Annotated in this window: 16 protein-coding genes and 2 tRNA genes; 9 read left to right on the top strand and 9 right to left on the bottom strand. The window is 28.6% G+C overall.

The genetic code is table 11. From position 1 onward, the window contains the following. Window positions 1-163 precede the first annotated feature (163 nt). A tRNA-Ser gene (locus Bsayi582_RS02355) sits at window positions 164-252 on the top strand. Window positions 253-925: 673 nt separating this feature from the next. Here Bsayi582_RS02355 and Bsayi582_RS02350 read toward each other — a convergent pair. Together Bsayi582_RS02350 and mdtH are read right to left on the bottom strand one after the other, a co-directional pair. Next, window positions 926-1,018: transfer RNA gene (locus Bsayi582_RS02350), tRNA-Ser, on the bottom strand. A 227-nt stretch (window positions 1,019-1,245) separates the two neighbouring features. Beyond that, on the bottom strand, window positions 1,246-2,463 hold the full coding sequence (gene mdtH / locus Bsayi582_RS02345; protein ID WP_500815628.1) for a multidrug efflux MFS transporter MdtH: 1,218 nt from the start codon (window positions 2,461-2,463) through the stop codon (window positions 1,246-1,248). Between the two features lie 611 nt (window positions 2,464-3,074). Between mdtH and murJ the strand changes: the two genes are divergently transcribed. Continuing rightward, window positions 3,075-4,625: a murein biosynthesis integral membrane protein MurJ gene (gene murJ / locus Bsayi582_RS02340; protein WP_500816101.1), complete on the top strand. Its 1,551-nt coding sequence runs from the start codon at window positions 3,075-3,077 to the stop codon at window positions 4,623-4,625. Between the two features lie 32 nt (window positions 4,626-4,657). Here murJ and argS read toward each other — a convergent pair whose 3' ends face one another. After that, the gene (gene argS, locus Bsayi582_RS02335; protein ID WP_500815627.1) at window positions 4,658-6,403 is read right to left on the bottom strand and encodes an arginine--tRNA ligase; all 1,746 of its coding nucleotides are present in this window, start codon (window positions 6,401-6,403) and stop codon (window positions 4,658-4,660) included. Between the two features lie 685 nt (window positions 6,404-7,088). Between argS and aspS the strand changes: the two genes are divergently transcribed. Together aspS and mepM are read left to right on the top strand one after the other, a co-directional pair. Further along, window positions 7,089-8,810, top strand: coding sequence for an aspartate--tRNA ligase (aspS, locus tag Bsayi582_RS02330; RefSeq protein WP_500815626.1), 1,722 nt, complete (start codon window positions 7,089-7,091; stop codon window positions 8,808-8,810). A gap of 291 nt (window positions 8,811-9,101) precedes the next feature. After that, a complete protein-coding gene (gene mepM, locus Bsayi582_RS02325) occupies window positions 9,102-10,451 on the top strand; it encodes a murein DD-endopeptidase MepM (RefSeq protein WP_500815625.1) in 1,350 nt (449 codons plus the stop codon). 181 nt (window positions 10,452-10,632) lie between these two features. Here mepM and pyk read toward each other — a convergent pair whose 3' ends face one another. Further along, a complete protein-coding gene (pyk, locus tag Bsayi582_RS02320) occupies window positions 10,633-12,078 on the bottom strand; it encodes a pyruvate kinase (RefSeq protein ID WP_500815624.1) in 1,446 nt (481 codons plus the stop codon). Between the two features lie 630 nt (window positions 12,079-12,708). Here pyk and zwf point away from each other — a divergent pair. The 3 genes from zwf (at window position 12,709) to cspE (ending at window position 16,312) form a co-directional block, all read left to right on the top strand. Then, complete coding sequence (gene zwf, locus Bsayi582_RS02315; RefSeq protein WP_500815623.1) at window positions 12,709-14,193, top strand: glucose-6-phosphate dehydrogenase; 1,485 nt, start codon at window positions 12,709-12,711, stop codon at window positions 14,191-14,193. Window positions 14,194-14,441: 248 nt separating this feature from the next. Further along, window positions 14,442-15,383, top strand: a complete 942-nt coding sequence (gene htpX / locus Bsayi582_RS02310; RefSeq protein WP_500815622.1) for a protease HtpX — start codon at window positions 14,442-14,444, stop codon at window positions 15,381-15,383. Between the two features lie 719 nt (window positions 15,384-16,102). Then, entirely contained in the window at window positions 16,103-16,312 is a 210-nt protein-coding gene (cspE, locus tag Bsayi582_RS02305) for a transcription antiterminator/RNA stability regulator CspE (RefSeq protein WP_500815621.1), read from the top strand. 420 nt (window positions 16,313-16,732) lie between these two features. On the opposite strand, the gene Bsayi582_RS02300 is transcribed toward cspE, so the two are convergent. The 3 genes from Bsayi582_RS02300 to manX all read right to left on the bottom strand — a co-directional run bounded on the left by Bsayi582_RS02300 (window position 16,733) and on the right by manX (window position 19,511). Next, window positions 16,733-17,599 carry a PTS mannose transporter subunit IID gene (locus tag Bsayi582_RS02300; protein ID WP_500815620.1) on the bottom strand — a complete coding sequence of 289 codons (867 nt, stop codon included), beginning with the start codon at window positions 17,597-17,599 and terminating at the stop codon, window positions 16,733-16,735. Between the two features lie 21 nt (window positions 17,600-17,620). Next, window positions 17,621-18,442, bottom strand: a complete 822-nt coding sequence (locus tag Bsayi582_RS02295; RefSeq protein ID WP_500815619.1) for a PTS mannose/fructose/sorbose transporter subunit IIC — start codon at window positions 18,440-18,442, stop codon at window positions 17,621-17,623. 94 nt (window positions 18,443-18,536) lie between these two features. Continuing rightward, window positions 18,537-19,511, bottom strand: coding sequence for a PTS mannose transporter subunit IIAB (manX, locus tag Bsayi582_RS02290; protein ID WP_500815618.1), 975 nt, complete (start codon window positions 19,509-19,511; stop codon window positions 18,537-18,539). A 531-nt stretch (window positions 19,512-20,042) separates the two neighbouring features. Between manX and Bsayi582_RS02285 the strand changes: the two genes are divergently transcribed. Continuing rightward, window positions 20,043-21,629, top strand: a complete 1,587-nt coding sequence (locus Bsayi582_RS02285; RefSeq protein WP_500815617.1) for a TerC family protein — start codon at window positions 20,043-20,045, stop codon at window positions 21,627-21,629. A gap of 58 nt (window positions 21,630-21,687) precedes the next feature. On the opposite strand, the gene pabB is transcribed toward Bsayi582_RS02285, so the two are convergent. Next, window positions 21,688-23,073, bottom strand: coding sequence for an aminodeoxychorismate synthase component I (gene pabB / locus Bsayi582_RS02280; protein ID WP_500815616.1), 1,386 nt, complete (start codon window positions 23,071-23,073; stop codon window positions 21,688-21,690). A gap of 453 nt (window positions 23,074-23,526) precedes the next feature. Between pabB and tsaB the strand changes: the two genes are divergently transcribed. Further along, the gene (tsaB, locus tag Bsayi582_RS02275) at window positions 23,527-24,225 is read left to right on the top strand and encodes a tRNA (adenosine(37)-N6)-threonylcarbamoyltransferase complex dimerization subunit type 1 TsaB (RefSeq protein ID WP_500815615.1); all 699 of its coding nucleotides are present in this window, start codon (window positions 23,527-23,529) and stop codon (window positions 24,223-24,225) included. Between the two features lie 425 nt (window positions 24,226-24,650). On the opposite strand, the gene minE is transcribed toward tsaB, so the two are convergent. Continuing rightward, entirely contained in the window at window positions 24,651-24,914 is a 264-nt protein-coding gene (gene minE / locus Bsayi582_RS02270; protein WP_500815614.1) for a cell division topological specificity factor MinE, read from the bottom strand. Window positions 24,915-24,917 lie beyond the last annotated feature (3 nt).

Below are 24,917 nucleotides of genomic sequence, written 5' to 3'. Positions count from 1 at the left end.
GATACAGCTATCGCATTTATATTTCTGTTATGTATAGTTTAAATATATTTGTAATATGAAATATCAATTTTTGGTTATTATAGCAGAGTTAATAATTGTTTTCAAGATGTTATATTAATACTATTTACTTACGTTAAAGAATATTGTGTTTTTATTTTTAATAGGAGAGATGCCGGAGTGGTTGAACGGAGCGGTTTCGAAAACCGTTTTAAAGAAAAATATCTTTCAAGGGTTCGAATCCCTTTCTCTCCGTCATTTTTAAAATTTTAAAATTATTGAGATTATACTTGTATTTTATGTACTGTAAAAAATAATATGATTATCATATTATTAGTTAATGTACATTGAGTAGTAATGACTCAGGAATTTTGTAATTAATATCGTTGATATTAATTTTTTTGTGTTTATGTTGATACACATATATATGCAATTGTTGATTTTAGTTATTATTATATTACAATAAATTAAAAATGTCTGTATTGTTGTATTTTTATTTAAAATGGTTAAAGAGGCGTTGTTAATATATTTAAATTTGGTGGCATAGTATATATATGTTAGTTGTATGATTTTTGATGTTGGATTGATGAGTGTTTGAATGATTATTTGGATTAAGTATTGGTTTTTGGTTTGTAGCTAAATTCAAATATACAATTAGTGTTATAGGCCTGTGTTTAATTTAATGGATATGTGGTAAAAAGTTTTTATAGTAGTGTATTTGTATATGTATTACGATAATTATAGTATGAATTTATTTAGATTTATGATTTCACATAATGATTGAAATAATTTATTATAAATTATTGTTTGTTAGTCATGCTTTTTAAGCAATGAGTTTTTATCAACTTAATAAATTGATATATGAATTTAGTGCTTATGGAATGTGTAACGCGATAATCCATAGATTTTTAGTTGGTACAATGAATTATGGCGGTGAGGAAGGGATTTGAACCCTTGATACATGGGTTTCATGTATACATACTTTCCAGGCATGCTCCTTAAACCACTCGGACACCTCACCACAATAATAATTTAAATGATGATATGGTTAGAGTTATTAATAATATATATAACATAACAATAATACAAAGTTTGGTTTATTTTATTAGGGTTAGTGATTTTATTAAACATTATATTTTATAGTTATGTATATATGTATGAAAACTGATCGTGATTGTATCATAAGTTTAAATGATTAAATGAGATTATTTTAAATATAAATTTTTAAAAATTTTTGATTACATATGTTTAAATTTTTTTATGATGGTTATCACGAAGTAAAGATTGAAATGAATAATATTTAAATTGATAATATAAGCCTATTACAGTGATTAATCCTATTATACTAAGAATAATCCAAGGTAATTGTAAAAAATTTTGTTCTTTACCGATATCATACAACCATCCGCTACCACTATATCCCACAGTACCTCCTAAAGCTAAACTTAATTTGTTAAAACCGATATAGCTGCTTCTTGCTTTGTAGTCTGTTAGTAACGCTACTAAAGTTTCTCTTGCAGGTTCAGCAATAATAGACCCTATGTAGAATAAACTAATTAAAATTAGCAATGTATTTAAGTTTTTAACTAATCCAATGGGAAATAGGCTAATTATCATAGTTATTAGTCCTATCATTAAGCGTGTTTCTAGTTTGAAATATTTTTCGCTCCACCAAGTAATTGGAACAATTAATAATACAGATAAAATCGCTTCTATGATGTACATCCATTTTATATAAGATAATTGTCCAGATACTTCATGAATGCGAATGGGTAGCATTAACATGACTTGAGCTGATAAAATATAATATCCAGTTAAAGTGAAAACGTAAGTTACAAATCGTTGATTATTGAGTACTTTTTTTATACCTTCTAGTAATGAAGAATGAGAACTAGAAATTTTATATGCAGGTAGTTGCCAGGCGTTAAAAACTCCAGCAATAAAGAATAATGTTGCTCCAGTAAAACATACTAATTTAAAATTATATTGTAATAACCAAGTACCTAATGCTATTCCTATTATAGCACACATACTGTCTTCTAACATTAAGATAGAATAAAATCTTCCTAATTCCCATGGACGAACTAATTTAATCACTAAAGCAGTGCGTGGTGGATCAAATAATGTTCCACCTAACGCAGATAGCACGCATGATATACATAATAACATAGGGGTATTTGCGAGACTCATTGTAATGAATCCTAAAGTACGCATGAATAATCCGGATACAATCATAGGTTTGGCACCTAATTTATCAGCGAAGGCGCCACTAAAAATACCTAGTCCTTGTTGAATAAATTGTCTTAGTCCTAAAGCAAATCCTACTAAAAAAGCACCCCATCCTAATTGTTCAACGAAATATATTGATATAAGTGGAAAAACGATATAAAAACCTATAACGACAAACATATTATCTATAATTAAAAAATATTTACCTAATTTTCTAGCTTTAGATATTGTATACATGAGTCCTCATTTTCTTAATTTTTTATATGCGTTATTATTTAATGTATGTATCAGTGATTTTACAACAGTAATATATTTTATTTTTTAATATAGTATATATATATATTTTCTATTTTTATGAAATATTTAATGATGATTATATTGATATATTTTGTGTGCTTATTTTTTTATATCTTATTTTAAGCGTGATTCTAAAATAGAAATGATTGTGTTGATTAATAATTGTAATCTTATACAAGATAGATCCATTTTAGTAATAATTATATTATTAGTTGTTGGTAAAGTTTAAGAGATCATCTAAGCGGTCATTTTATAGAAATATGTAAAATAAATAATATTATTTTCGCTATTGGTTGTTTTGACAAATGTTACATTATATATATTTGATTATATCAGAGATATGTAACAAGTTGTAATTTTATATATATATGTTGCATTAGTTTTTTTTTGAAAATATAGTTATCCAAAGAGTAAATGTTTGTTTATAATTATTGCGCATAAGGTTGATTGTATAAGTTTAGAAAATTAGTGGAAAATTTTTGTATGTTTTAATATAAATAGTATTTATATGTTGTTATATTTACGCTGGGTTTTTAAAAATTTTTAATATGATAAATTTATTAAGATCGTTGACTACGATTAGTTGTGTTACTATGTTGTCGCGTGTTTTGGGTTTTATTAGAGACATTATAATAGCGCGAATATTTGGGGCTAGCATAGTAGCAGATGCTTTTTTTGTTGCTTTTAAGTTACCTAATTCGTTAAGGCGTATTTTTGCTGAAGGAGCATTTTGTCAAGTCTTTTTACCTATATTGTCGGAATATCAAAATACTTCGAGCAAAGACGAGGTGCGAGTATTTATTTCTAGAGTTTCTGGTTTATTAATAGTTATTATAGCTTTTGTAGTTTGTATCGGGTTGTTAATAGCGCCTTGGATTGTTATGATTATTGCTCCAGGTTTTGATAGTTCTGTAGAAAAATTTACAATGACTATTGATATGTTGAGAGTAATGCTGCCTTATATTTTATTAATATCATTGACTTCATTAATGGGCGTTATTTTGAATACTTGTAATTTTTTTTTAGTACCAGCGTTTGTTCCGGTTTTTTTGAACATTAGTATGATAAGTTTCATGTTATTTTCAGAGTATATGTATTTCAATATTTCCATTATGGGATTGGCTTGGTCAGTTATTGTAGGAGGGTTGCTACAATGCATTTATTGTTCGTTTTTTTTAAGAAAAATTGATATGTTAGTAATTCCAAGGATGGAATTTTATGATAGTAGGATTTGTAGAGTATGCAGATCAATGCTTCCTGCTTTAATTGCTGTTTCGAGTAGTCAGATTTCATTAGTTATCAATACTATTTTTGCTTCTTTTTTAAAAGATGGTTCTATTTCGTGGATGTATTATGCTGATAGGCTGGTAGAATTACCTATTGGAGTGTTTGGTGTTACATTAACTACTATTTTATTGCCGTATTTATCTCGATTTGTTTCTGATCACAATTATAGAGATTATTTTTATTTGATGGATTGGGGCGTAAAATTGTGTTGTATATTAGGTTTTCCTAGTGCTGTAATTTTGGGGGTTTTATCTAAGCCATTAATAATAACATTATTTAAGTATGGAAAATTTTCTGAATTTGATGTATTGATGACACAGTATTCTGTAATTGCTTATGCAATAGGATTGCCAGGATTAATTTTAATAAAAGTATTAACATCTGATTTTTATGCACGTCGTGATATTAAAACTCCAGTACGTATAGTTGTGATCACCATTTTTTTTACTCAGTTTATAAATATGATCTGTATTAGTTCATTGAAACATATTGTTTTTTCTTTTTCTGTTAGTTTGGGTGCTTGGTTGAACGCAGGATTGTTATATTGGAAATTGAGAAAAAAATATTTATTCCAATTTCAATCTGGATGGTTATTTTTTGCTTGTCAGTTGATTGTGGCGCTTTTTATAATGTATATAGTATGTTTAGGATCACTGATGTGTGTATCTGATTGGGATCAGGATAATTTTTTATATAGATTAGCTAAAATGGTAGGAATTTTAATGTTGGCTTGTAGTAGTTATTGTATAACTTTGTGGTGTGTAGGTATTCGTTTAAGAGATTTCATTTTTATTAGTAAAAAAGATTTGTATTGATTTAGGACAAGATAAGGTACTGATGTATTACATTACATATATCTGATTGTTTTAATTCCTAATAAATTTAAACCTTGTTTTAAAATACGAGCAGTAATTAATGCTAATTTTAGTCTACTATATTGCACATGTGTGTTATTTATTTTAAGTATAGGACAGTTTTCGTAGAACAAAGAAAATAATACAGACAATTTATATAAATAAGAACATAAAGTATGAGGGGTTCCGTTGTTTGCTACTGTAATGATTGTTTCTTCAAACTGTAGTAAGCATATTGCTAATGATGTTTCTTCTGTGGTTTCTAATTGAATGTTATTTTGTTTTAGTTGATAACTAGGTGTTTTGAACCGTTTAAAAATGGAAAAAATTCTGGTATATGCATATTGTATATAAGGCGCTGTGTTTCCTTCGAAATTTAACATGGTATTCCAATCGAATATATAATCTGTGATACGGTTTTTTGATAGTTCAGAATATTTAATGGCACCAATACTAATAATATGTGCTAATTTATTTGTTTGATCATGTCCTAGTTTAGGATGTTTGTTTAATATTAGACAACGAGCACGTTCTAGAGCTTCATCTAATAATATTCTTAGTTTTAATGCATTTCCAGATCGTGTTGTGAATGGTTTTTTATCTTTTCCTAGCATCATGCCGCATATGTGATGTTCTAGTAATACTGATTTTTTTATATAACCTGCTTTATTAGCAATTTCCCATGCTTGTATTAGGTGTTGTTTTTGTCGAGAATCAGTATAATAAATAATTCTGTCGGCGTGTAATTTTTCACAACGGTATTTTATACAAGCAATATCAGTAGTGCTATATAGGTAAGCTCCATCTTTTTTTTGAATAATTACTCCGAATGGATTATCATGTTTGTTATGATGATTTTTGATAAATACTACTGTAGCTCCATTACTTGTAACTGCTAAGCCTTTATTTTTTAAATCTAATATAATGTTGGGTAACATATTATTATAAAAACTTTCTCCTATAGTATCGCTTTTTTTTAAAGAAATATTTAATCGCGTGTATATGCTTTGATTATTTAGTATAGAAATATCTACTAAACGCTGCCATATTTGGTGGTAATGTTTGTCGCCTTGTTGTAATTTTAAGATACAATTTCGAGATAATTTGGCAAAATCAGGATTAGTATCGTAAATTTTTTTAGCTTTTTGGTAAAAAAATTCTAATGTAGATAATTGTATAGTGTTTTTTAATAAAAATTCATATTGTGTATATTTTTCTACATACGCAACAAGCATACCGAATTGAGTGCCCCAATCTCCTATGTGATTAGCCCTAATAACATTGTGCCCTAAAAAAGATAAAATACGAGCGACGCTGTCTCCAATAACAGTTGAACGTAAATGTCCAACATGCATTTCTTTAGCAATATTTGGGCTAGAATAGTCAATGATAATTGTTTTTGGTGTAATTGGATCCATATTTAAATGAGGTGCAGAAAAAATGTTGTTAATTTTGTTTGCTATCCATTTTTGATTTAAAAATATATTGATAAATCCTGGTTGTTCTATCTTTATTTTATGTGTTATATCGTTTAAGTTGGTAAATTTTATAATTTTTTGAGCAAGCTCTTTAATAGGGATATTTAGTTCTTTAGATATGGTTATTAATCCATTAACTTGATAATGTCCAAATTTTTTTTGTGTTGATTGTTTTACTTTTATTAGAGGTAAAATAGATTTATTTGATATTGAAAGTAAAGCCTGATGAATTTTTTTTAATAAAAATATTTGAATGTTCATATTAATTTTTTTAAAGATACCTGATTTGGTTCTATTTAGTATGAGAGTGTTGTTTTCTATCAAAATAATGGATATGATATATTGTAATTATATAAATATTTGCAGTTAAACTAGATATATATATATTATATATTAATAGTGTTTGTTTCGTTATATATAAATTTATTTTATAAGAGCAATTAATTGCTACAATTTTATCATAGATAGATATATTTGTTTTTATATAATTGAATAATTTGATTTTTGTTATCATTATAATTTTCTTCTTTATAAGAGCAAAATTATTAAAATTTTTTTGTAGGATTTGTTTGGGTTTTCATTTGATACAATTTAAGTATATATGGTTAATTTTTTGTTTAAATAATTGTTTTGCATGTATAACCATACAATTATATTTGATTGATATTAAAACTATTTAATTTTTATCATTAAATATTAAGGTGATATTTTATTAATTTCTATTAAATTTAAGTTATAGTAATTTAAATGAATTTGCATATAAAGTATATGTGTAAATGATTTTAATGTTTATAAATAGCGTATATGTATTTTATGCAATACAACTATAATTGGTATGATTGATAGTGTGGTGGTAATTATTATATGTTTATTGAATATGGAGTATAATGCAGATGATTAGTCAATGATTGTATTATGAGAGATGTATGATTAGAGGGTATTAGTAATGCGTACTGCGTATTGTGGGCAGTTGAATTTATCCCATGTAGGTTTGGAAGTAACGTTATGTGGTTGGGTAAATAAATATCGTAATCTTGGTAGGTTAATTTTTATAGATTTACGTGACAGAGAAGGATGTATACAGGTATGTTTTGATGTTAATCAAAATAAAGAAATATGTGTATCTGCTTCTGTGTTAAAACAAGAATTTTGTATTCAATTAATAGGTATAGTTCGTGCACGACCTGCAAATCAAATTAATAATAATATATCTACTGGTTCAATTGAAATTATAGCGAAATCTTTTACTATTCTTAATACTTCTGATTCGTTACCATTAGATATTAGTAAAAATAATATCGAGGAAAATAGATTAAAATATCGTTATCTTGATTTAAGACGCTCGATTATGTTAAGTCAGATAAAAACTAGATCACGTATTACATCTATTACTCATCGTTTTATGGAATTAGAAGGGTTTTTAAATATTGAAACTCCGATGTTAGCTAAGGTTACTCCGGAAGGTTCACGTAATTATGTGGTGCCTAGTAGATTACACGCAGGTAAAAACTATGCTTTACCTCAATCTCCTCAAGTATTTAAGCAGTTATTAATGATTTCTGGTTTTGACAGGTATTATCAAATCACCAAATGTTTTCGAGATGAAGATTTACGTTCGGATCGTCAACCAGAGTTTACTCAAATAGATATTGAAACTTCTTTTATGACAGCACAAAAAGTGCGGGAAATTATGGAAATTTTTGTTCGTATTCTTTGGCGTGAAATTTTAGATATAGAATTAGGAATATTTCCACAGCTTACGTATTCTGAAGTAATACAACGTTTTGGTTCTGATGTTCCGGATTTGAGAAATCCAATAGAAATGATTGACGTATCAGATTTATTTAGATCTTTAGGTATTAAATTACCATTTAGTAAAATAAATAATACTGGCATGCAAGTAATAGTTATGAAAGTACCTAATGGTAGACGGTTGACGTGTAAACAGATTGAAGAATATATTTGTTATTCTAAAAAATGTGGTTTACAGGAATTAATGTGGATTAATATTCAGTTTTATAAAAATAATGTTATAAAAGAAGTTAAAGGATCGGCGGTTGATTTTTTAGATAAATTTATATTAAATCTTCTTTTGAAGAAAATTAGTGCAAAGAATAATGATATTTTATTTTTTGGATTCAGTAATAATCAAAGTAAATTTGCTACAAAAATATTAGGTTCTTTACGAAATCAATTAGGTAATGATCTTTGCTTAATTGAAAAAAATTCTTGGGCTCCATTGTGGGTGATAGATTTTCCAATGTTTAAAAAAAGTGATGATGGTAAACTTATATCTATGCATCATATGTTTACTTCTCCAAAAAATTGCGATATTCAAACTTTAGTAAAGGATCCGTTATTAGTGCATTCAGAAGCTTATGATATGGTGATAAATGGTTATGAAGTAGGTAGTGGATCGGTCCGTATTCATTCATATGAGATGCAACAAGTAGTATTTAATATTTTAGGTATCACTAAAAATGAACAACGAGAAAAATTTGGATATTTAGTAGATGCATTAAAATATGGAGCTCCTCCACATGCTGGTTTAGCGTTTGGTTTGGATCGTTTGGCTATGTTATTAACTGGAGCTAAAAATATTAGAGAGGTTATTGCGTTTCCTAAAACTACAGCGGCAGCAGATATAATGATGAATACGCCCGATTGATGTATATAAATAATCTAAATGTTTAATATTTATATTTATTCATACAATAAATATAATGCATGAGTTTGTGTTTATGGAGTATTAAGAAGTTTATTTTAAAGTATTATAAAATATATAAATTTTATGTGTTTTAAAAAAGATTGCATAAATGATGTTTTTTATGAAATAGTTATTCATATTATAGTCTTCATTATTTTTTTATATTTTCTTCTAATTTTTTTGTTGAGAATAATTATGAATTATAATGTAGATATATAAAAATAGAATTGATGATTAACGCATAGTATAAGTATGTTTCGTGTCATTAAGTTGTTATTTAGTTGTTTACATAAGATTTATTTTGTGATGTCTTATTTGTTTTTATTGATGATTATAATTGTAATTATTTGGGAATGTTTTATTCAGTGTACATGGAATAAAAATAAACAAAATTTTAATAGTGATTTTTTTATTAATAAACGTGAATCGCATCAATCTGAAATTATATGGAATAAAAAAATTTTTAATAATATTATGATACATTCCTACATTTTAAAAAGGAACTTGTCTTTCAATAAATCATCACAAGAAATAAATACGTACAATTATACAGTATTTCAAGATGATGTATTAGACAAAATTTTAATAGGTTATAGTAGTAATGGTATTGATTCTTCTGGAGTTACTCTTTTATTACAACAGTATCCGATATTGAGACAGTTAAAGACGGGTCAAACGTTGTCTTGGGTAACGATTACAAAAAAAAAGTTACAATGCTTGGTTTGGGATATTTTTCCTCAGGAGATTAGAATTTATAATCGTATACATGCTAGTTTTACAGAAGGTATTATCAAAGTCTTAAAAAATCAATTCAATAATGAATTATCTCCTGCTGTTTTATTTATAGGTGAACTAAGTGGAACATTTATTGATAGTGCTCGTTCTTTAGGTATAGAAGAAAATTATATTATAGATATAATGAATGCACTACAATATCGATTAGATTTTAAAAAACTACATCAGGGTGATAGATTTGCAGTATTAGTATCGATAATTCTTAACGATAATAAGAATGTTAAAAGTAAATTACTTGGAGCAAGATTGTACACTTCTGGTAAGAATTATTATTTGTTTCGCGCAAATAATGGTAAGTTTTATGATAGCGAAGCTATAAGATTGGGAGATAATGCTATGCAGTTTCCTACATTAAAACCATTTCGTATATCTTCTAATTTTAATTTAAATAGATTAAATCCTGTGACTGGACAAATATCTCCACATGTTGGAGTAGATTTTGCTGTTCCTATTGGAACACCAGTTTTTTCTGTAGGAGACGGAGAAGTTGTTGTAAGTGCATACAGCAAAATTGCTGGTAATTATGTAGCGATTAAACACAATTGTCATTGTATAACTAAATATATGCATTTGAAAAAGTTATTGGTTAAACCTGGGCAAACAGTAAAAAGGGGTGATAGTATAGCATTGTCTGGTAATACAGGTCGATCGACAGGTCCACATTTGCATTTTGAGATATGGATCAATCATCGCCCTGTGAATCCATTGACTGCTAAAGTTTTAAACATCGAAAAGTTGTTAGGAAGCGAACGTTCAATATATCTAGGTCAGGTAAATGAAATTCTTCCGAAATTGCGTTTTGATTAAATATGTTATAATTTTTATAAATTTTTGATTTTTATTGAATTAAACTGATTCAGTCAGTATTTTTTCTGATTATTTTATAAAACAACGAGTTATGTTTTTATTTTAGTAGTATTTTGAGTTATATGCGGTAGTGATATATATCATTAATTTTTTAATTGTAAGAGGGATGTTACAATAACAATTATTTTACTTGTATAATATAGTTGATGTTGGTTATATTATATTTATTACATGCATCATGTTGTATGACAATTACCAGTTCTCCGGATTTTACAAACCCTTTATCGCGTAATAAATCACTAGCATATCTAGCATCTGTTATGTTTTCACCTGTTTTATTGAAATAAATAGGTATAACCCCTCTGTACAAGGTGACTATGTTTAAAATTTGTTTGTGTTGAGATAGCGCAAAAATGGGTAATTTTGAATTTATGCGAGACATTAATAATGTAGTGTTTTCACATTCAGTTAAGGCGATAACAGCGCTCACTCCAGTCAAATGATTGGCAGTGTACATTGTTGATGTAGCAATGGCTTCTTCAATGTTGTTGAATTTTTTTTTTTGATTAATATGTGTTGAAGAATTTATGTTTGAAATTTTTTCAGCGCCTAGGCATACATTGGCCATTGTAGTTACACTTTCAGATGGGTATTGACCTGTAGCAGTTTCAGCGGATAACATAACAGCATCAGTTCCATCTAATACTGCATTAGCTACATCCATTACTTCTGCACGGGTAGGCATAGAATTATTAACCATAGATTCCATCATTTGAGTTGCAGTAATGACTGCGCGATTAAGAATCCGAGCTCTTTGTATTATCTTTTTTTGTATACCTACTAGTTCTGGTTCTCCAATTTCTACTCCTAAGTCTCCTCGGGCTACCATGACTGCATCTGATGCATAAATGATATCATCTATAGTTTCATCTGATGCAACTACTTCTGCGCGTTCTATTTTTGAAACAATTTTTGCGTTACTGCCAGCATTAACTATTAATTTTCGTGCGTGGTTTAAATCTATACTGCTGCGTGGAAATGATATTGCTAGATAGTCTACTCCAATTTGAGCTGCAGTGATGATATCAATTTTATCTTTATCTGTTAACACTTTTGCTGAGAGCCCTCCGCCTAGTTTATTTAGACCTTTGTTATTAGATAACATCCCTCCAACGATTACTTTAGTATAAATTTTAGTATCATGAATCGTTATAACTTTTAATCGAATTCTACCATCATCCAACATAAGTAAATCTCCTGGATGTACGTCTTCGGCAAGTTCTTTATAATTAACGCCTACCCAGTCATGATTGCCTTTATCGTGTGTGATCATAGTGTCAAGTAAAAAATTGTCTCCAGATTTTAAATATATCTTATTTTCTTGAAAAGTTGAGATACGAATTTTAGGACCCTGTAAGTCTCCTAAGATAGCAACATATTTACTGAGTTTAGAAGAGATCTCGCGTACTTTTTGTGCTCGAATAAAATGATCCGTTGTTTCTCCATGAGAAAAATTTAGTCGTACTACGTTTGTTCCTGAAATAATTATTTTTTCAAGATTATTTTCCTTATCTGTAGCAGGACCTAAAGTAGCAATAATTTTAGTTCTTCTTAGTTGTTGTAACATAATAACTCCTTAAATAACTTAAACAATAAATATTTAATAAATTCCATTTAGTTTGTATTGATACGTAATGTGTACGCATAATATACGCGTGATATGTAATTAATATTTTATATATTTTAAGCAAATTGATTTAATTTGTTTGTTTGAAATATTAATAGTGTTAATTTTTATTTAATTTGAAATTACCAATATGTTTTTAAAATCTACAATTTAGATAAAATACAAATATTTTAGTTTTATCTAAATATTATTTTTTAATGTTAACAAAATTCTTTAATTATAGATAAACTTATGATACGTTAATTTAGGTTATTGTAGATTATTTATTGTATATATTCTATATATATTTATATAAACTAGTTTTGGTATATGGTGTAGATTATGTATTTATAGAAGTTATACGAAATATTTTAGAGGGATTCTGTGGAAATGTAACAAATGATTTATATTAAATATAATTTATGATATTTAATTGCGTGTTTTATTTTTTTTGTAAATTTTGTATTTGTTGAGCGGTTTGTATTTTAACAAAATGTTTTATGGGTATAATTTTGTTGTATATTTACTTGTATGTAGTGAACGTTAAAAAATAAAATTTTTATTTATATAATTAATATATTAGAGATAGATATGCGAATAACATCTATAACTCAAGCATGTAATTTAATTATTTTTGGAGCTAAAGGTGATTTAACACGTAGGAAATTATTTCCGTCTTTATATCAGTTAGAAAAAATAGGAGCTATTCATCCTGACACACGTATTATAGGAGTAGGTCGTGCAGAATGGAATCTTATTATGTATATTGAAGTGGTATATGCTTCATTAAAAACGTTCATGAAGGACTCTATTAATGAGTCGTTGTGGAGTGTTTTTAAAGCACGGCTTGATTTTTGTAATTTGGATGTATATCAAACTGAACGATTTGTTTGTTTATTAGACAAATTAAAGAATACAAATATGGTGACGATAAATTATCTTGCTATGCCTCCTGATACTTTTGGTGTTATATGTAAAGGATTAAGTACTATTGGATTAAATAAAAAATTAAGCCGTGTAGTCATGGAAAAGCCATTGGGTACTGATTTGGCTTCTGCGCGAATCATTAATTCACAGGTAGCAGAGTATTTTGGAGAAAGACAGATTTATCGTATTGATCATTATTTAGGAAAAGAAACAGTGTTAAATTTATTAGCACTACGTTTTGCAAATTATTTATTTTCTGAAAATTGGGATAATAATACTATTGATCATGTGCAAATTACTGTAGCGGAAGAAGTAGGAATTGAAGGTCGTTGGGGATATTTTGATGCGGTAGGACAAATGCGAGATATGATACAGAGTCATTTGTTACAAATTTTGACTATTATTGCTATGTCACCTCCGTCTGATTTAAGTGCGGATTGTATTCGAGATGAAAAAGTGAAAGTACTTCGATCGTTACGAAGGATTGATAGTAATAATATACATGATGTCACAGTTCGTGGGCAGTATACGTCTGGTTTTATTCAAGGAAAACCAGTACCGGGCTATTTGGAAGAAAAAGGAGCTAACAAGGATAGTAATACTGAGACATTTGTTGCTATTCGAGTTAATATAGACGATTGGCGTTGGGCCGGCGTTCCATTTTACCTGCGTACTGGGAAGAGATTACCTATGAAGTGTTCTGAAATTGTAATTTTTTTTAAAAAACCGATACTTAATTTATTTGCTGATTCGTATAAAGATTTGCCTAATAATAAGTTAATAATTCGATTGCAACCAGATGAAGGGATAGATGTTCAAATTTTGAACAAAGTTCCTGGATTAGGTTATAAACATCGATTACAAGCTACTAAGTTAAATTTAAATTTTAATAAGACTTTTTTTCAAGAACATATGGTTGATGCGTATGAGCGTTTGTTGTTAGAAATAATGTGCGGGATTCAAGCATTGTTTGTGCGTCGTGATGAAATAGAAGGTGCTTGGAAATGGATCGATTCTATTGTGCAGGCTTGGAAGTTAGAGAGTAATTCGCCAAAACTTTATAGAGCTGGTACTTGGGGGCCTATAGATTCTACAGTAATGATAACGAAAGATGGTCGTGCTTGGAACGAATGTAAATTGCGTATGTAGTAATTTTATTCAAATGGATAGCGGTGTGATGATTTAATTTACTATTGTTAGTTTATAAAATTTTAGAAGTTATTCTTTTTTTATAAGAGATGTATATTGGATTGAATGTAATATTTTATTTTTTTAAAGTATTAATATGTAGTTCTTAGTTTATATTAAATATTTTAAAAGTTTACATAATATGTTTGATAGTCAAATACTATAAGTATTGAATTTATATATATTGTTAAGTATGGAATGAATGTTTTATGGCACGTATAATATTATTTGTAATTATTAATTTATCAGTCATGATATTATTTGGGAGTGTGTTGAGTTTATTGGGGTGTTGGTCTGCTACTACGCTTGAATTAATTAGGATAGCTGGGATATTTGGTTTGGGAGGGGCTTTAATTTCTTTGTTTTTGTCTAAATCTATAGCTTTGTCTGCAGTTAATGGTGTAATAATTAGTAAAGCATCTAATGATATAGAAAATAGGTTATTAAAAATAATACATAATCAAGCTAAAAAATTGGATATCGTTGCTCCACAGTTGGTTATTTATGATGCTGTAGATATGAATGCTTTTGCTACAGGAGCAAGAAAAAATTCGGCATTAATAGCTGTTAGTACCGGTCTTTTAGAAAATATGAGTAAGGAATCAATTGAAGCTGTTGTTGCTCATGAAATGAGTCATATTGTTTCTGGAGATATGGTTACTATGACTCTTATTCAGGGAGTAATTAATACTTTTGTGATTTTTATATCACGTAGCCTTGCTAAATTGGTTGGTTGTTGGGATGCATATATACATGATCAAGAGAATGAGCAATCAGATTTTTACGACAATAATAGTTATAATCATGTAAATAGTTCTGTAGTATATATTATTGTATCGGTAATGTTAGAGATGTTATTTAGTATGTTTGCAAGTATAATTGTATTTTGGTTTTCACGCCATCGTGAATTTTATGCAGATGCTGGAGCAGCTAAGTTGGTGGGATGTAAAAATATGATTGCTGCTTTGCAAGAATTAAAATATAGTCATGAACCTCAAACATCATCTGATAGTACTATTGTTACTTTATATATTAATAATGTAAAAAAGAATATGTTTAGTGAGTTATTTTCATCTCATCCTTCTTTGGAGAAACGAATAGAAGCATTACGGCATGGTGTTTATTTAAATAAATCGTCTTATTTTTTTTAAAGTAAAGGAACGGGATGCTAAGTAAAGTATAATTGAGTTAAATTTTAAGAGAGTTATCTGTATATAGTATTATATTTTAGTTAGTTAAAACATAGAATTTATTATTTTATAAGGTTTATACAAATGATTATATCATATGATTTACAAAATAAAAAATAAGCGTTATACTATAATGGAATTTAGTGTAATTTAAATGTTTTGTAAGAATTATTATTTTTAATGTAATTGAATTACTATCATGCATGGAAAGAATTAATTTTTAATTTTGGGTTATTTATATAATAAAAAGGTGAGTACTAAAAAATTATTTATATTTAGTTTGTATATTTTTGCAAATTAAATAAATTTTTATATGATATATACGTTACATATATGTTGTGTATGATGGATTTTTATGTTAAATTTTATGTGAAAATAGATGTGTGAAAAATAAAAAGTTTTTTGTTGTTGTTTAAAAGCGCACAATTCTATGATTAATGATGATTATAAAAGTATGTGTTATATTATATCTGAACAAGATATAATGTATGTGTTAAAGAATCAGGTAAACCGAGATATGCTTTCGTATATAAGTGGTATTTTGATAAATTCAGTAAAGAAGTATTATGTATAAATAATATAATTTCCTCTTATTTGAATGTTTCACGAGAATAATAACTCTGGTTTGTCTTTTAATCGCTGTTATGGCAAATGTAAACACTCTAAAGGAAATACGTAAGATGACAAAAATCAAAGGTCAAGTAAAATGGTTTAATGAATCTAAAGGTTTTGGTTTTATTACACCGTCAGATGGTAGTAAGGATGTTTTTGTACATTTTTCTGCTATTCAAGGCAACGGATTTAAAACTTTGTCTGAAGGGCAAAGCGTGGAATTTGAAATTCAAGACGGACATAAGGGCCCATCTGCTGTCAATGTAACGGCTTTGTAATTTTTATATAATAAAATATATATATATAAAAGATTATTGAGTATGCTGTATGCTGGATAGATAATGAGGTTGTTTTAACGAAATAAGGAATAAGAAGTAAGAATGTTGTGAAAAGTAAACAGCGAGTATCATAGTGCAAATTTACTGTTGATATGAGATATCATAGTGCTTCTTTAAAAATTTAAAAATATATTACATATATATATCGGATGGTGCTGTGTTAGTGTGTTAATTTAGTAATTTTGATAAGCTCTAAATATAGTGATGATAATTAATTATTAATTTTTGTACTTGTGCTATTGCTGCAAAATAAGAGAACCTTATGAGAAGAGCAGTAAATATTTGTAATATGTTAAATGAGGGATAAGGTTCTCTTATTTTTTGTAGTAGTTGTTATGTGTCGGGTTTGTCTTTTAGAAACTAAAGTCCCAATAGTCCTGTCCAATATCCAAAAATTCCTATTCCAAAAAATCCTATGATAATCCATAATGCGTTTATTTTATTATTTAATAACCACATACAAGCGAATGTTAATAATAACGGAATAAATCCAGGCATAAGCTGATCTAAAATATTTTGTATAGTTGTTATTACTATATGTCCATCACTATCGGTAACTTTAGAAAGAACGCATGGAACGTTTACATGCGTCCATTTATTAACTAATGCTCCCATTACAAATAAACCTAAAATTGAAGAACCTTCTGTTATTTTTTGTAAAATTCCTCCTTGCACGTCATTAACAATACTGACTCCTTTTTTATAACCATATAAAATGCCGTAATAACGAGTAGTTAGTCTAGTTGTATTAAATAAAATAAAAAATAAGCATGGACCTAATAAATTTCCACTAAGAGCTATTCCTGCTCCTAAAGCTGCAAATACTGGTCGAGCAGTTCCCCAAAATATTGGATCTCCGATTCCTGCAAGAGGCCCCATTAATCCCACTTTTAAACCATTTATCGAAGCATTGTTAATGATGGCAGAGCCATTAGCTTTTTGTTCCTCCATGGCCATAGTAACTCCCAATATAGGAGCGGCAACATAAGGATGTGTATTAAAAAATTCTAAATGTCTTTTGATTGCTTCTTTTTGATCTTCACTATTTTTAGAATACAAACGCTTAATTACTGGAATCATAGAAAAGCAAAATCCTAATGCTTGCATGCGTTCAAAATTCCAGGATCCTTGAAATAGATTAGAACGAATAAAAACTGCATATATGTCATTTTTTTTTAATTTTATTTTTTTTGTTTTGTTATAAGTTGTTTCAAGATTATTAATCATTATCATTACCTATTTTATTTATTAATCTAATTCATTATCAGGTTTATTTGTGGATTGCATGGTAGTTGTATCGGATGATGATGATGGATCTTGCGTTTTAATTTGATTGTAACGTGGAGACAGTTGGATATATAACATAGCCATAACTATACCAATAATACCTAGTGCAACTAAGTTGAAATTGGTGAATGCTGTAATGACAAATCCTAAGTAAAAAAATGGCATTAAATATCCAGCGCGCATCATATTTATGACCATAGCATAACCTACTACCACAATAATACCTCCAGCAATATTTAGACCGTTGGTTATTACTTCTGGAATAGCGTGGAGTATACGGTGTATGGTATCAGTTCCCACAGAAATACCAACAATGGTTGCTGGAATGGCAACACGCATAGCTTGTAACATAAGCGCTGTGATGTGTATCCAACTTAAAATGGTTATATTGCAACGTTCTGCAGCTGTATCGGCAGCATGTTGAAATCCTACAGTAATAGTGCGTACAATAATGGTTAGTACTTGTCCGGCTGCTGCTAATGGAATGGCTAAGGCTATTCCGGCTCCGATAGGTTGTTGTCCTATAATTACTAAAATAGTAGAGATAATTGAAGCTAAAGCAGTATCAGGTGCTACAGCAGCGCCTATGTTCATCCAGCCTAAAGCTATCATTTCTAATGTTCCACCAATGATTATTCCAGTTTTTATATCTCCTAAAATTAAGCCTATTAAGGTACATGCTATTAGTGGTCTATGACATTGAAATTCATCAAGTATCGAACCCATTCCAATGATACAAGATGTGATAAACAATAGAGTAATTTGAAGTGTGTTAATTGCCATTTCATTTTCCTGAGTGATATGAAAATAAAACTATTATATTAGTTGTATTAATTATATGAATTAGATACATAATATATATACATTAGTAAGATTATTATTTGTTATTTTTTATTAATTGCATCATTTTTAATGATGGATCTGATGGTACTTTGCGTACTTCTAATTCAATACCATACTGATCAAGTTTTCTAAAAGCTTCAATATCTATTTCATTTACTGATATAGCATTGTTTATTTGTTTTTTGCCTTTATAAAAGGCCATTCCTCCTACATTTACTGAACTTATCGGAATCCCTCCTTGAACGAGACGTAGAATATCTGTAGGATTAGTGAACAACATGATCACTTTATCTGCAGAATACTTGGGATTGTTATATACACGTATAGCTTTGTCGATATTTAGAACATGAGCGGTTATTCCAGGAGGGGTTACTTGGGTGAGTAGTGTTTTTCGAATTGTGTCTTTAGATATTTCGTCATTTATTACTATAATACGCGTAATGTTGTATATTTTGGCCCAACGGGTCACTACTTGCCCATGAATTAATCTATCATCAATACGAGCTAAACAAATGGTCATATGGTTTTTGATATCTTTGTTTGATATTGAAGAGATAATGGATTTTTTATCAGTATGTTTTTCATTGTATACTGTATTGTTATGATTTGAATCATGTTTCATAGATTTTATACTTTCATGACCAGACTTTAATGCAATTTGTACTAATTCTTTCAAAGAATGTTTATCATCATCACGAGCCATAAATACTTCAATTAACATAGGAACGTTTACGCCTGTAACAATGTCGTATTTTTCTTTATTTAAAGCTATGTTATAAGCAGCATTGAATGGACTACCTCCCCAAGTATCTACTAAGAATAGTACTCCTGTGTTAATATCCAGATTTGATAAGTGCATATTATATTTTTCAATTAATATTTCAGTATTTTCTTCAGGAAGCAAATTAACCCACGCGACATTTTTTTGATGTCCTATGATCATTTCGGCAGTTTTAAGTAATTCTTCAGATACAGCTCCATGAGCACCTAATATAATAGCAGCGGTCATTATTATTTCCTCTTGTATATATTATTTTTATAATTTTTTATTTTTCGTATTCTTTATCTTATAAAAACTTTAATTATATATTGATTTATATAACTGTATCATTTGGTGATTTATTTTATGTTATGCTCGATATATAAGTTTAATATTTTTATTCATTTTTTGTATTTAATTTTGATTAAAGATATTAAACAATCATTAAAATAATTAAAAATATAATTAGTTAGATTATACTATTTATTCTGTCATCATGGTAGATTATCTTTAATGTTAATGTGTTTATTTTGTAATAATCTACGAAGCATGTTTTATATCATATAGTTATGGTATTTGCGTTTGAATATCATTCATACAATTTATAAAAATATATGTTGATTTTTGATTAACCCCTCCTCTACATAAGATTGTAATTAAAAGTATATGTTTATTATTTCATATGATTTGATTATGTAATCAGCTATTTTGATGTGTATATTTTGTATATATAAATATGCCATGAGATGATTTGTTATTTAACATTTGATGGAGATTGTCATGGAATTTTTAACAGATATATCAATGTGGATGGGATTACTTACTTTAGTTATTTTGGAGATTGTGCTTGGTGTTGATAATTTAGTTTTTATAGCTATTCTAGCAGATAAACTTCCAAAGAAACAACGTGAACGTGCATGTATCATTGGCTTAATGTTGGCATTAATCATGCGTATAATGTTGTTATCTTTAATTTCATGGTTTGCTACTCTTACAAAGCCGTTATGTAAAATAGTTGATTTTTCATTTTCTAGTAGAGATTTAATTTTGTTGTTTGGTGGTATTTTTCTTTTATTTAAAGCGACTACTGAATTACATCAACAGTTAGAGCATAAAACACATAGTCATACCAGTGCTAGTCGTGGATACGCCAGTTTTTGGGTAGTAGTGATACAAATTGTGGTTTTCGATGCTATTTTTTCTCTTGATGCAGTAATAACAGCTGTAGGTACAGTAGAGCATTTAACAACAATGATAGTATCAGTTATTATAGCCGTAGCTCTGATGTTGTTGTCATCTCGTTTTTTAATTAATTTTATTAATCATCACAAAACCGTAGTAGTTCTATGTTTAAGTTTTCTGTTAATTATTGGTTTAAGTTTAATTGCAGAAGGAATTGGGTTTTACATACCAAAAGGTTATTTATATGTTGCTATTGGATTTTCGGTATTAATAGAACTCTTTAATCAGATTGCATATTGTAATTCCATGAAAGGCCAATCGACTAAATCAATGCGTGAACGTACTGCAGAAGCTATTATGAAATTAATGGGTGGTGGTAATGCAACGACGAAAGTACAATGGGATTCTGATACTGTAGAGAGCTCTTCAGTTTCGTTATCAGAAACACATTTTGCTGAAGAAGAGCGACATATGATTACTGGAGTATTATCGTTAGCTTCACGTACTTTACGAAGTATCATGACACCTAGAAATGAGATTTCATGGTTAGATTCCCAAAAATCAGTACAAGAATTATACTCTACATTAATGAATACTCCTCATAATATGTTTCCTGTATGTAATGGTGAGTTGGATCAATTAATAGGGGTTGTACGTGCTAAAGATTTAATGGCGGCTATTGCTAATGGGGAACAGGTAGAAACTCATGCTTCAGAGAATCTACCTATTGTGGTTCCAGAAACTTTAGATGTTTTAAATTTATTAAGGGAATTACGACGCGCAAAAGGCAGTATGGTTATTGTATCCAATGAATTTGGTATTATTCAAGGATTAATAACTCCATTGGATGTGTTAGAAGCTATAGCTGGTGAATTTCCTGACGAAGATGAAACACCAGAAATTGAAATAATTAATAATGGTACAGGTTGGTTAGCAAAAGGCAATATGGATTTACATGCGTTACAACAAGCATTACAAGCGCATGACTTAGTACAAGAATGTGATCATATTGCTTCTTTAGCAGGATTGTTATTATTTCATTGTGATCATATACCTAAGGAGGGCGATATATTGATAATTAATAGGTGGCGTTTTATAATTAGAAAAATGATAGAATATCGTATTGAGTTAGTGGAGATAGAACGTCTTGATTTGTCTAGCGAAACGCATCTACAGCAATTATGATGCGCATCTATGTGTATGTATGTATATTGTTGTTGTTTAGTAATGTAAAATAATTATACTAAAAAAATTTTTTCAATAATGGTGTTAATAAAGTATGTATTTTGTCTTTCATTTCTTGGTATTCTACATCTTCATCGCTGTCAAAAACAATTCCACTCCCTACTGAACAAAAGAGGTGTTGTCTTTCAGCTAATAATGTTCTAATAGCAATATTAGTGTCCATATTTCCACAGCAACTTAAATATCCGATACTACCCGACCAAATATTTCGACGTTGTGGTTCAAGTTGTTCAAGTAGTTTCATTGCTTGTATTTTTGGAGCACCGGTTATGGAGCCTCCTGGAAAACATGCGCGCAGTAAATCACAAGCAGAAAATTGATTAGACAGTGTTCCTACAATTGTGCTGATCATATGATGTACTCCTGGAAATGATTGTATGTCAAATAATTTAGGTACATGAATACTACCTGGAACAGCTACTTTTCCTATATCGTTTCTTAATAAATCAACGATCATTAAATTTTCTGATTTATTTTTTTTAGATTCAGATAATTTAATTATTTGATGATAATCATCTTGTGCGTTTTTTAGTCTAGATAAAGTTCCTTTAATAGGTTGGGTTTTAATTTTTGAGTTGTGTAATTGCAAAAAACGTTCCGGAGATAAGCTAAGTATACTAAATTTATTTGGTAATCGAATAAAGGCAGAAAAAGGTGCGTGATTATAACGTAATAAATAACGAAACGCTAACCATTCATTTCCTAAATAAGGAGCAGAAAACCGTTGAGCAAGACAAACTTGATAACAATTTCCGGCAATTATATGTTTTTTTATAGTATGAAATTTTTGTGAATATTCGAATCGATTGATGTTACTTTTCCATGGTTGTATGAGACGAAATGATGTATTAGGAATATGATTATGATATATGTACTGTTGTGTATGTATCCAATTTAGTATTTGATCTGGGTCATTGTGAGTAATAAGATAACTTTTACAAAGTTTGTGGTCTGAAATAATCGTCCAACGATATAAACCTATAGCCATATCTGGTATTAGGAGATCTTGATTTGCTAATTTTGGTAATGATTCTATATATCTTACGAGATCGTATCCGAATGCACCTACAAATCCTCCTTGAAATGGTAATTCATGATTGTTATTATACGATTCCATATTGGTGTTACGAATATATTTTTTTAATAAAATAAATGGGTCTGTATTGCTAATTTGGTAATTTTGATTGTCAGAAATTGTAGTGATATTGTTTTTGGTCACTAATGTTAGTACTGGATCAGTAACTAGTATATCGAAGCGGCTATCTGAGTGAGTATTATCATGACCAGAATATAATAGCATAGACCATTCGGTATTAGATAAAGATTCAAAAAGATTTAATGTAAGATAAGGATGATATGATAACTCTATAAGATGTATTCCCATAAGAACAAAATATCCTTCATTTTTTATTAAGATATATTTATATACATGTATAATGTATGATACATATATTATATGTGAAAATGTATAAGCGCATCTATTTAGATGATATTTATTCTGAAAAATATTAAAAGATTTTTTAATAATATTTTTCTTATATAATATATAATGTAGTGATGTTCAGTTATATTTTTTAAAATAATTACAAAATTATAATAGTTGATATATTACTATATTATGGTATGTGTTATTTTTTTTAAATAATTCATAACATAGTATGATGGATGGATATTATATACGAACGATAGAAGTGCTGATGTGGGTTTATGTTTTTGATGAATTTCAATTGATTTTAATAGCGTTTGATGATTTAACTATAAACACAGACAGATATACGATACAATATAAATTGTATATAATTTAATATATGAAATCTTGATTTTGTTTTTATAGAATATGCCTATTCGAATGTTGGCTTTTGATACTACTACTGAATTATGTTCAGTTGCTTTAATGGTTGATCGTGATATTTATGATTGTAAAATTATGGCACCAAGACGTCATTCAGAAAAAATATTGTTCATGATCAATCAGTTATTGGTAGAAGTAGGAATTACTTTACAATCTATTGATTGTATTGTTTTTAATAGAGGGCCGGGTAGTTTCGTAGGGGTACGTATTGGAGTAAGTGTCGCTCAAGGATTAGCTTTGGGGGTTGATTTGCCATTAATAGAAGTATCTTCTTTAGCAGTGTTGGCACAAGGAGCTTGGCGTGTTTTTTCTGTTAAACAGGTGATATCTACTCTTGATGCACGTATGGGTGAGTTATATTGGGCTTGCTATTACAGAATGAGTGAAAATAGTTGTTGGATATGTGATGGTGATGAATCACTTGTCACAGCTAAGATGGTTACTAAAAAATTAATGCGTTGTAGTGCAATAGCATTGCAAGGTGATTGGGCGCTTGTAGGAACGGGTTGGAATAATTATTCGGTATTGAATCAGCAGGTTGAAACGAGTGGTTCTATCATTTTAAAAAAAAGTATTATGTTTCCTGAGGCACAAGATATGTTGTCATTGGGGATGTATAATTGGATAAATAAAATATTTCTTAAGCCAAATCAGGTGCAACCTGTTTATTTACGTATGAAGTAGTTGTATTGTATATTCGGATGCTACATGTAATTAATTTGAAAATTGTATATATATAACATACTTTATTTGAGGCAGGGAGATCTGTGTATTTTTAAGAGCGCGTGTATTTACTTTACGAAAAGCGTTGCAAGTGTGTTGTTATTATAGTTTTAAAATATATTTAGTAGTTAATATATTGAGAAATTTGTTTAATGATATGAAGTAATATCTCGTTATATATGCTGTATGCTTTACTGTATTTTGGAATTATATATACGATGATAAATATTCGATTAAATTGTTGGTGGGTGGGCGAGTATATACGTTCTGATTTCAGTAGTTTGATGAAAGAGGGATATGACAGATTTATATCATATCACTTTTAAGGATTAAAACGTTGTTTTTGTGATGGGTAAATTTTTAATGATATTAGTTTTGTGATATTTTTATGTTTTTTCATTAAAAAAAATTATTTTGCATTTTAAAATAGATTGGTCGCGTTCTTTGTTTTCTAGTTGTATTGAAAGCATATGTGGATCGTGTGTGTATTTACTTATAACTTGGAGTATATCTTTTTTTAATTGAGGTAGGTAATAGGGGGTAAAGTTTTTTTTAACAATTCTACGATCGGAAATAATTTTTTGTAGTCTTTTTTTGGCAATATCGGCCGGTGTTTTTTTTCGTGAAAAAAGGAAATTTACTAATACCATATA

It is taken from the genome of Candidatus Blochmannia sayi (nom. nud.), assembly GCF_059935855.1.
The sequence above is the reverse complement of the archived record's forward strand: the minus strand, read 5'-3'. Positions and strand labels throughout refer to the sequence as shown.